Below are 10,221 nucleotides of genomic sequence, written 5' to 3'. Positions count from 1 at the left end.
ACACCTACAACCACCACCGCACCCACACCGCACTCGGAGGCCACCCCCCGATCAGCCGCGTCAACAACCCTGCGGGTCAATACACCTAGGCACTGTCCGGCGGATCATGTGGCCGTGATGGCACCAAGTTAGTTCTCGCGGGCCGGACTGCGCCCGGGTGCGAGGCGTTTCTGCCCCTCGGGCATGGGCAGGACCGCCAGTGCGGTGTTTGCAATGTTCCGCAGCGTCTCCGGGTCCAGGCCGGCCTTGCCTACCGCCTCGATACCTCGGACCACCGTCAGCAGCAGTGCCGCCAACCGCTCCGGATCCGCAGCGCCATCGATGTCGCCGTGACGCTGGGCGGCGCTGATCTCCGTCCGCAGCAGGGTCAGCAGTGCCGTCATGGTCTCGGCCGACCGTCCGGCGACCGTCGGATCGTGCTGGGCCAGTTCCGCCGCGCCCTTGGCCAACAGGCACCCGCGGCGCTTGGTGTCGGAGGCGGTGTTCTCCGCCATCAGGTGCACGTATCCCGACAGCCGGGCCAAGGCCTCTGCGTCCGGGCCACCTGCCAGCCGCGCTTCGGCCACCTCAACGACTGCGGTGCACCAGTCGCCAAATACACGGTGGAACAGCTTGCCCTTGTCGCCGAATGCGCCGTACAGGCTGCCCTTGCCCAGGCCGGTCGCCTGGGCGATGTCGTCCATCCGGGTTCCTGCATAGCCCGTCGCCCAGAACTGTTCCCGGGCCCGCTCCAGGACTTGGCGTTCGTCGAATGCGCGTGGTCTCGGCATGGTCTCAGCCTATCCATTCTTGACTCGATCGTCCATTACTGCCTAACGTTATGGACGATCCATTCCACAACTGAAGGGGTTCCACATGCCAGGCGTGCTGCAGGAGAAGGTGGCCGTGATCACCGGAGGGACCAGCGGGATCGGGCTGGCCATCGCCCACCGCTTCATCCGGGAGGGCGCACGGGTCTTCGTGACCGGCCGGGACATCGACCGCCTCGAAGCGGCAGTCAAGGAGATGGGCCCTGCGGCCACCGGCGTACGATCCGACGTCTCGGTCCTGGCCGACCTGGACGCGCTCTACGCGCGAGTCCGCGAGGAGGCCGGACGCATCGACGTGCTGGTGGCCAACGCGGGAATCGTCGCGGACGCCGCGCTCGGCGCCCACACCGAGGCGAACGTCGACCTGACGCTCGCCGTCAACGTCAAGGGCCCACTATTCACCGTTCAGAAGGCGCTTCCGCTGCTGGCGGAGAACGCCTCCATCCTGGTCGTCGGCTCGAGCAACAGCATGCGGCCCAATGAGCAACTCGAGGTCTACAGCGCCTCGAAGGCGGCGGTGAGCAACCTCGTGCACAACTGGGCCCGGCAGTCGCGGGAGCGCCGATTCCGCGTCAACGTGCTCAGCCCGGGACCCACGCGGACCCCCGGCCTGCTGGGCGCCGCGGGGCCGGACGTCGACCGGTTCGCCGAGGCCGTCGTGCCACTGGGGCGGCTGGCCGACGCCGAGGAAATCGCCGAGGCCGCCCTCTTCCTGGCTTCGGACGCCTCGTCGTTCGTCACCGGCGCCGAACTCTTCGCCGACGGCGGCTACACCCGGGCCTGAACCACGGCCGGCGGTGCGCATCCGGTTCCCTCGAAGCGATGGGGCGCACTCCCGGCCGCGCGTGTGCGTCGTACGAGGCCCAGTGCGCCGGGAGCAACGAGATCGTGGCCTCGGCCTCTTTGGATGACGTCAGCCGCCACCCCGGCTGCCGCTCCGGCAACGCCAACCTCCGCTGGATGCTCATCCATCTCGCCGAGGAGACCAGACGGCACGCGGGGCATGCGGACATCGTGAGGGAGCTGCTTGACGGGGCGAAGGGGTACTACTAAGCGTTGTCCTGTAAGTGCTGGTCGTAGGTGAGATGATCTTGCTGTGGCTGGTGTGATCACGGCGTCGGAGCTCTCGTGGATAGCTCCGTTCCGCGGTTTGAGCCCGCGGCAGTTCAGCAAGCTCGTTGCCGCGCTGCGGCGGGAGGGTGCTGACCCGGTGGGCAAAGGTCGTCCCTGGTCTTTGCCGTTGGAGGACCGGGTACTGCTGGTGGCGGCCTGTTGGCGGACGAACCTGACCCTGCGGCAGCTCACGCCGCTGTTCGGTGTCCCGAAGTCGGCCGCCGGCCGCTTCGTCGGTCACCTCGGCCCGCTGCTCGCGCCCGAGCCCCGCAAGCGGTTCCGCAAGAACACCGTGCTGATCGTGGACGGCACCCTGGTTCCCACCCGCGACCACAGCGTCGCCGGGCAGTCGAAGAACTACCGGTACTCGACCAGCCACCAGGTGGTCATCGACGCCGACACCCGGCTTGTCGTGGCCGTCGGGCGGCCCCTGGCCGGCAACCGCAACGACTGCAGGGCCCGGGAGGAGTCCGGCGCGAAGGCCGCTGTCGGCCGCACCACGGTCATCGCCGACGGCGGCTACCGGGGAACGGGGCTGATCATCCCGCACCCCCGAAAAGCCGGCCAGACCGAACTCCCCGCCTGGAAAGAGGAACACAACACTTCGCACCGCAAGGTTCGAGCCCGCGTCGAGCACGCCTTCGCCCGCATGAAGACCTGGAAGATCCTCCGCGACTGCCGCCTCAAAGGCGATGGCGTCCACCACGCAATGCTCGGCGTAGCCCGTCTCCACAACCTCACCCTGGCCGGGTGACCTAAAACCGGGCAGGTCAGCCAGCATGCCGTAGATCATTTACGGGACAACGCTTAGACACAGCGGCAGCCCTAATGAGATCACCGCCAGCCAGAGCTGGCAGAAAGCGATCTGGGACAATAACCCGGCTCGGGTGTCGGCGACGCCGGCACTTCGAGGCGATGGTGTTCTGGGCTCTCGCCGAAGAACCGCGGACCGGCGACGTCGTTCCTTTGGGATCTCTGAGTACGGGTACTCATGCGTTGGCGTACGAGGCGCGGGACGGTGGGTTGAAGAGCGGACGTCGGGGGCGGGCAATGAGATCAGGCCGTGGGCTGGGCACTGGCGTGCTGGCCATGGGGTGCGCGTTGGTGATGGCCATGACGAGTGCGTGCTCGCGGTTGCCCAGCGACGGGGAGCTGCGGGCCATGGCTACCACGGACGACGCACGGCTGAAGCGAGACTTGGAGGAGGGGCGTATCCGGGCGCTGCCGGCGCGATTAGGCCACGTAAAAGGATTGCGGCACGGGTACACCGTGTACGAGGACGTGTGCACCGGACCCAGGACTGGGAACTTCTTGGAGCCGGCCTCCGGCCCTCTGATGGCCTGTTCGATGAGCATGAGCGCCGTATTCGGGGTCGAGGGTGAGGTCACCGAAGTGCTGCGACGAATCGAGGCCGCGGCCATCGTGCGATGGAAGTCCAATGTCAACGGCCCGGGGAGCGCGCCTGCGGGATCACTTGACTACGCGCTGGAGTATCACCGGCTGCGGGGTGTGTTCCCGGACGGGCTACTGATGCCCGCACCGTACCTGGAGTCGGAAAACGGAGCCGTGACCATTAGTTGGGACTACCCAGCCCTCCCCGGAAGCCCGCCTGCTGCGAGCCAAGTCGGGGGCAAGGAGGCGCCCGCCTGCCCGCCGGAATCTCCCATCTACTCCCTGTGCCACATCGACCCCCTGCGGCCCCAGGCTGTGCCAGAAATCCGCGCCCGGTACGGAACGGTTCTCAAGGTGGAGATCCGGCCGGCTATCGATGGCGGGACCTACCTCACCGTGCCCCGCCCTCGATAGCGGGACCGGCATGGTTCGGACCATTTCCGACAGGGGGCGCCGCAGAGTCCCGGGGAGAATCTTGATAGTCCGTCTTGATCAGGGGATTCCGTGGAGGGCGAGGGCGGTTTCGCGTTGGGTGTGGGCGCGTCTGCCGCTGGCGATGTTGGTCCAGCCGACGTGGTGGAGGGTGGCACGGGCCAGGTCGCGCAGGGTGCTTATGACGGTGGGGGTGTGGTGGCGGCGGACCTGGCTGTGGTCCTCGGCGAAGGTGACGTCCATTGGACTGTTCTCAATGATCCAGTGCCCGCGTGCCCAGGCGGCGATCTCCTTCGGCGTCCAGGAGCTGGGCGGACTCGGGGATCTCGTTGGTTTTGGCGCCGATCTCGCGTAGCGCGCCGGTCAGGGCGTCGTCGTGGCGTACGGCGGTGATGACGAAGACGCAGCTGCCGTCTTGCCGGACCGCTTCCCGCAGGCACTTGCCGTCCACGGCGTGAGCTGGGCATTTGACCGACTGTGAGCCTGGACATTTGCCCAGCCACCGGCCGGACGCGGTTGTCCTACCGCCGCGCGGAAGAGATCTCCGAGAAGAACACCCGGCTGCTTGCCAACCCCCTCGCCGGCCCCGAGGACTTCGACTACCTGGAGGGCTGGACGCTCCACCGGCTCCGCCGCAGCGCGCTCACGCATGACACGGAAGACGGCACGTCTACGCCGATGCTGTTGGCCCGCGCCCGCCCACGCCTCAGTACGGTCCCTGGAACGGTACGCACGGCCCGGCGTCGACGCGGTCGCCCAGCACGTCGACGAGCGTGCCCCAGCCGCCCACCGCCGTAGGTGAAACCGGGCACTCAAAGCTTCAAGATCATCCCATTGCCCCTTTGGCGCGTATCCGGGTCACACCCTGATGTGGCCGTCGAAGCCGGAGAACCGGGCGACCGCCTGGCTTCAGCTGGGCTCCGGTGACATGGCGGCTCTGTTTGAACTGCCGATGCCACCGCTTTCAGAGTGGCTGGAGCACACCTACGAGCTGGTTCCCGCCGGCCATGAGCTCTCCGGAGTCAACTGGGACGTCACCGCCGCGGACCTTCTCAGCAGCCCGATCGCGGACCGCGTACAACGCTCTGCGCCCGTTCCCGGCGAACCGGGGTTCGTCGGGAACGGGCGCAGTCGGACGGGGTCCGGCTCAGGAGCGGTAGTTGCGCAGGAAGAGTGAGGGTGCGGGGTCGGTCCTGGAGGCGTTGACGCCGTCTCCGTGGGTGTAGTCGAGGCCCTCGTTGCCGCCCCAGTCCAGGATGGGGCCGCCTGCGGTCCTCAGATGCCGGAAGGCGCTCGCGTTGTCGGTGGCGGAGCCGAACTGGTACACCCTGGATTTGTCCGCGTAGGGCTGGTAGGGCTGGTAGGGGCCTCCTGGAGTGGTCTGCTTGGTCAGGGTGTTGCGGAAGAAGACGTTCTGCGGGCCGCTCGATCCGGACCAGCCGATGCCCTTGGTGCCGGCGGCCCAGTAGATCGGCCACCAGGTGCCCTTGTCGCCGGCCCCGCCCTCACCTCCGCAGTTGGTGTCGCACTCGCTGGAGGAGTGGTTGTAGGGCACGTGCACGGTGTTGTTCTCGAACAGGTTGTGCTGTTCCCAGCCGCCGTGCAGGTTCAGATCGGAGTCGAAGTCGTTGCCGATGGCGACGTTGCCGGAAGAGGCCCACTGGAAGGTGAAGTGCCGCAGGTTGCGGCTGGTGTTGTAGGCGTAGACCGAGTCCCAGACGCGGGAGCCGCGCAGGTAGCCGTTGCCGCCCTTGCCCTTGTTCCAGGAACCGTCGAAGACGTTGTGCTCGACCTGGATGTTCTTGGCCACTTCGGTGACGACTGGATGCGAGCCGGCCATGTCGGCGCGGACGCCGCGCACCCAGGAGTTGGCGGCCCACTTGAAGACGATGCCGTGCATGGCGTAGTCGGGTGCCATGTTGCCGTAGTTGTGGGCTGCTTGGGACGGGCTGAACTGGTAGGCGCCGCCGGTGAGCTTGGGCAGGCCGTTGATGTCCTGGGTGAAGGAGAAGTTCTCAAAGCCCACGTCGGTGATCATCTTCAGTGCGGTGACCTTGCTGGCGTAGGGCTTGCCGGCCCCCACTCCCAGCGGCGGGGAGCCGTCGGAAGTGGAATCGACCGGGAGATCGAACTCCAGTGGCTTGTCGATCGTGACGGTGCGGCGGGAGGTGTCCACCGAGGCGATGGTGAAAACCTGCTGGCGCATGTGCAGGTTGTCCATGCGGGGGTCGTCCGTCCTCACCACGTCCACTCCCTGGGACTGGTAGAACTTGAGGCTGTTGGCCGCGCCGACCCACAGGTAGCCGCCCGGCTCGAAGGCGTCCATCTTCGCCTTCGCGTTCAGCTGGATGACCCGGTCGCCCTGGTGCGCGGCGTAGTTGGCGTCGGCTGCGGATCCGCCCACTTCGATACCCGACTCCCAGTGCTGGTTGATCGACCCCTCGAAGAGGTCGCGGCGGTTCTCCGGGATCTTGTCGGGGAAGCCGCATCTGTCGAGATACCTCTCGGCGGGCTCCCGGGTCTGGACCCGGAACAGCCCGCGTCCTGGCCAGATCCAGCCACCGGTGCCGACGAGGTTGGTCGTCGTGAATTCGCACTTGTGCTCCATGGATTCCTGAGACCAGCGCTCGCTCTTGGACGTCAGGGTGTCGTAGCGGGTGCTCTCGTCGGGGCGGAAGACGATCCGTGAGCCGTTCGCCGGATCCGACCCCTGTCCCCGGATCACCAGGTACGAGGCGTCCACGCCCAGCTGTTTGCTGACGTTGAGTACGCCCTTGGGTAGCTGGATCACCGACAGCCTGCCGGGCGCGGCGCTGGGTGTGCACCTCTTGCCGATCTGGTCGATGGCACCCTGCAGCCCCGCCGTGTCGTCGCGTCCGTCGTCGGATTTTACGTTGAACTGCTGTTCAAGAGTGGACGGGGTGATGTGGCAGGTGGGGTCGGAGTTGTAGGAAGCCGCATTGGGCAGCACCTCTCCGCCCCGGTATCCGGCCCGGCTCCAGTCCGGGAGCCCCGCCACGGGGGCACGGCGGTTGCTCCTGCTCAGTTCCGGCCCGGTGTCGTTGACAGTCCCGTCGACGGAACCGGGAGCGCTGGACGCCTTGCCGACACAGGCGGAGGCCGCCGGGGAGTCGTCGAGCTTTTCCAGGATCTTGGTCAAGCAGGCGGACAGGGCGAGCTGGCCGTAGTGGTTCGGGTGAATCGCCTCCTGCTGGTTCCCCTGGGCCTGCCACGGCAGGTCCTTGATGCCCTCGACCAGGTACGGGACCCATCGGACCCACTCGGCGCGGTCGGCACTGAGCGGGGCGGTGAGCGTGTGGGACGAGTTGGCCTGCTGCGTCGTCCTGCTGCACAGTTCGTGCCCGGCGAAGGCGTCCTGCAGATCCAGGAAGGACACCCCGGCCTCGTTCGCGGCACGGTGCAGCATGGAGCTGATCCGTGGCACCACGGAGGTGTGCGCCCAGTCGCTGTCCGCGTCCAGGAAGGGGCATCCGCCACTCAGATACCGGCTGTAGTTGGCCGGCGGGAGAGGCGCGTTCTCCGGGTCGCGGTAGTCGCGGCCCAGTGGCAGGGGGTTGGGGTAGGACTGCAGCACGATCTGGTAGCTGCCGTCCTCCTGGCCCGCCTCGCGCAGTACCTTACGGATCGCCTCGACCGTCCGCACGACCTTGGCCCGGGCCTGGTCGAGGCCCTCGGAGAACTCATTCTCCATGCTGCCCCGGCAGCCCTTGTTGAACAGGGACGGAAGGAAGTAAGCCTTGACGCAGTCCTGGAGGATGTCGGCGAACTTGAGGTCGTTGCCGCCGATCGACAGCACGACCGTCCGCACGTCGTTGTTCTGGGCGATGTCGCGCAGATCGTCGATCTGGGGCCGCTGGCCCTTGAAGCCGGTCGTGGTGACATTGTCCGTCGTCGCACCTGAGCAGGCGATGTTGAATCGCCGCTCCAGTGGCACGTCGGGGGTCTTCAAGCCCTTGATCTCGGCCGAGTCGGACCGGTCGCACGCGTTCGCGCCCTTGTCGTACCCGGTGTCGCCGTAGACCTTGGACGGTTCGTGGTCGCACACGGTCTCGTCACCGTTGCAGTTCACCGCGGCCCGGTCCGTGCCCCACACCGACCCGGCCGCAGAGGCGGCGGCGTTCCCGGCCCAGCGGCCACCCTCACCCGAGATGTAACTGTCCCCCATGGAGATGACCGCGGGCCGCGGACCGCACGCGTCCCCCGCCGCACGCGCGACGCCCTGAGCTTCCTCGCGGTTGTAGACGGTCAGATTGCCCCAGTCGGAGTTGCAGGTGCGGCTGCCCTCCTTGGCGAACCTCACGGGCCAGTGGTCGGAGCCACCGTTCTGGCCATTCCGCAACACAGCGAGGTTCTTGAGCTGATCACTGGCGACCATGAAGTCGAGTGGGAAGCCGGACAGCTGGGTCGGGACGGGCGAGCCGTCCACGGCACCGTTCTGCGTCGCGTAGAACGTGTTGGGGAATTTGCGGCGCGTGGGGGCGGCGGAGCTGTTGAAGTCGCCCAGGGCCCGCCACCGCTGGCCGACCATGGCCTGGGACAGCGTGTCGATCAGGGCGACCGCATGCGGATTGGGCGTGTCGCCGGAACGGATCGACGCGGCGTGGATGTTGAAGTACCAGGTGCCGTTGACCTCCACCCCGAACGCGGGGCGGGACCTGATCCAGCGCCCCCTGTCGTCCTGGGCGGGAAGAATCTTGACACGGGCCGCGAGGTCGCCGAGGTCCTCGGGTGCGTTCCGCAACCAGATCGCCATGGACTTCTGGGTGTTGCTCTGTGTGTCCGGGTCGTCGGTGTCGGTACCGGTCTCGGTGCCCCAGGCAGCCTTGTCCAGGATCTTCAGGTAGAGCAGGGCCCCCTCCGCCTGCCCCCGTCCTGGCTTGCCCCAACGCTGCACGTAGAGGCGGTACTTCAGGCTGGGAAGCCCGGACGGGGTCGCCGATGGGTCGCCGAGGTTGTCGGTGAGCTCACGCCCGGTGCCCTCGACTGGAGGCGTCGTGGTCTCCTGCAGGGCCACGACATCGGCGTCCTTGATCAGGACCGACCTGACGAAGTTCCACCGAGTGCCGCCCTGCGCGTTGAACGTGATGGCCGACTCGTTGACGTCGTCGAGGGCCAGTGCCGACGCGGGCGCGAACAGTGTGACGAGCGAGGCGAGCATCGCCACACACAGGGCTTGCGCGACAGCGCCCGCCCGCCAGGAGTTCGGTCTGTGCCGGGACTTGTGCCGCGGCGTACGTATGGACAACTGTCCGTCCCTCTTTCCTCCCCGCCGCGGTCCGCCACGAGTCCGGCTCGGTGCGGATCATTGCAACGGTCCATGACAGGAGGGGACTTGGCGGATCAGTCGTTGATGTGGATGGGGTGCGGTGTCGGGCGGGGGAACCGTGCACGCCGTTTGCTGCAACGTGGCCAGGCACCGCGTCAGCCCCGTGTGCGCACGCGCTGACGCGTCGGCGACTTGATCGGTAACCGGCGCCAACCGGAGCCTTGTAACCTTGCGGACCGGGCCCAACCGGGCACCGTCACACGGCCGTGACGTGCAATCTCACAAGATCACTCCGACTCTGAAAACAGCCCTGCCACTCAGAGAGTCGCAGCTCCGTTGCACATCGAGGACATGAAACATCATCGCACTCAACGGAGCTCCGTTGATCTCGGTAACAGGTCGCTGACCAGTACGGCTGCAAGACCACATGGCCTTACAACAGCCCTGGTTGCATATCTACGCCGGCATCATCCCGCCGGCGCCTTGAACACGGCTTATGGCCACCGCGTCAGGCAGGACCGGGCTGTCACCTGCAGTGGTAGTCAACCCCGCTGAGCCAGTCGTTGTGATTGGTGCCGGTCCAGTCGCCCCTGGCGCCGTAATTGTCGTGCGGCGTACGGTCAATCATCAAGGGGTACCCGGTCCATCCGGCGGGTGAGGGAGCCTGGTCGTAGAAGCGCACTTCGCAGTTCGTGTTGTTCAGCCAGGACGTGACCTGGTCATTGGCCCCTTTCCCGTTCAGGAAATGAGCCTTGGCAACCGAGAAAGTCGTTATCCTGCCGAATACGTCGGGAGTGATGATGACCTTCGAACCCCCTCCGTTCTCGTGCTCATAGAGGCAGATCGCCCACCCGGGGCAGCCGTCGTAGGGAGGGTTTGCGGCGGATGCCGGTGTCGCCGAGAAGAGCATCGCCACTCCGGCAACTGCCGTCATGGCCGCGACACTCGCACGCCTGAACGATCTCATTTTCACAGGATTCTCCTTTTTGAGCCGTACGAGGCTCGTTCCTCATAGAATTACAGGGAATTCGGACGACGGGCGGAAGTCTCATCGGCACCACAAACATTAATCACCGAAGACCGTCACTGACTTAGAGGTTGTCTCACGTGGCAAGTTTCGCGAGCTTCTTGTAGCAGGTCAGGGCGGCGGCCATGGCCAGGCCTCGGCTCTGTCAGTCGTTGCGGACC

At 66.6% G+C, this 10,221-nt stretch carries 7 protein-coding genes and 2 pseudogenes; 5 read left to right on the top strand and 4 right to left on the bottom strand.

The genetic code is table 11. From position 1 onward, the window contains the following. Nucleotides 1-128: 128 nt before the first annotated feature. Nucleotides 129-770 carry a TetR/AcrR family transcriptional regulator gene (locus ACFV6H_RS37690; protein ID WP_385551393.1) on the bottom strand — a complete coding sequence of 214 codons (642 nt, stop codon included), beginning with the start codon at nucleotides 768-770 and terminating at the stop codon, nucleotides 129-131. An 85-nt stretch (nucleotides 771-855) separates the two neighbouring features. On the opposite strand from ACFV6H_RS37690, the gene ACFV6H_RS37685 reads away from it, so the two are divergent. The 4 genes and pseudogenes from ACFV6H_RS37685 (at nucleotide 856) to ACFV6H_RS37670 (ending at nucleotide 3,728) form a co-directional block, all read left to right on the top strand. Continuing rightward, nucleotides 856-1,593: an SDR family NAD(P)-dependent oxidoreductase gene (locus ACFV6H_RS37685; RefSeq protein WP_385551391.1), complete on the top strand. Its 738-nt coding sequence runs from the start codon at nucleotides 856-858 to the stop codon at nucleotides 1,591-1,593. Nucleotides 1,594-1,625: 32 nt separating this feature from the next. After that, nucleotides 1,626-1,862 (top strand): annotated as a pseudogene (locus tag ACFV6H_RS37680) (DUF664 domain-containing protein); the annotation flags it as partial. 43 nt (nucleotides 1,863-1,905) lie between these two features. Continuing rightward, entirely contained in the window at nucleotides 1,906-2,676 is a 771-nt protein-coding gene (locus ACFV6H_RS37675; RefSeq protein ID WP_385551389.1) for a transposase, read from the top strand. Nucleotides 2,677-3,083: 407 nt separating this feature from the next. Next, on the top strand, nucleotides 3,084-3,728 hold the full coding sequence (locus ACFV6H_RS37670) for a hypothetical protein (protein WP_385551387.1): 645 nt from the start codon (nucleotides 3,084-3,086) through the stop codon (nucleotides 3,726-3,728). A 78-nt stretch (nucleotides 3,729-3,806) separates the two neighbouring features. Here the strand turns inward: ACFV6H_RS37670 and ACFV6H_RS37665 are convergent. Then, a pseudogene (locus ACFV6H_RS37665) lies at nucleotides 3,807-4,206 on the bottom strand (hypothetical protein); the annotation flags it as partial. Nucleotides 4,207-4,614: 408 nt separating this feature from the next. Here ACFV6H_RS37665 and ACFV6H_RS37660 point away from each other — a divergent pair. After that, nucleotides 4,615-4,923: an SsgA family sporulation/cell division regulator gene (locus tag ACFV6H_RS37660; RefSeq protein WP_384988218.1), complete on the top strand. Its 309-nt coding sequence runs from the start codon at nucleotides 4,615-4,617 to the stop codon at nucleotides 4,921-4,923. Here the strand turns inward: ACFV6H_RS37660 and ACFV6H_RS37655 are convergent. Together ACFV6H_RS37655 and ACFV6H_RS37650 are read right to left on the bottom strand one after the other, a co-directional pair. Then, entirely contained in the window at nucleotides 4,894-9,012 is a 4,119-nt protein-coding gene (locus tag ACFV6H_RS37655; RefSeq protein WP_385551384.1) for a GDSL-type esterase/lipase family protein, read from the bottom strand. The two genes, ACFV6H_RS37660 and ACFV6H_RS37655, sit on opposite strands and share 30 nt — an antisense overlap. 547 nt (nucleotides 9,013-9,559) lie before the next feature. Next, nucleotides 9,560-9,967 (bottom strand): peptidase inhibitor family I36 protein, encoded by a 408-nt coding sequence (locus ACFV6H_RS37650; protein ID WP_385551382.1) that lies wholly within the window; start codon nucleotides 9,965-9,967, stop codon nucleotides 9,560-9,562. Nucleotides 9,968-10,221: the final 254 nt, after the last annotated feature.

The organism is Streptomyces sp. NPDC059743, assembly GCF_042732975.1.
Lineage (GTDB): Bacteria > Actinomycetota > Actinomycetes > Streptomycetales > Streptomycetaceae > Streptomyces.
The sequence above is the reverse complement of the archived record's forward strand: the minus strand, read 5'-3'. Positions and strand labels throughout refer to the sequence as shown.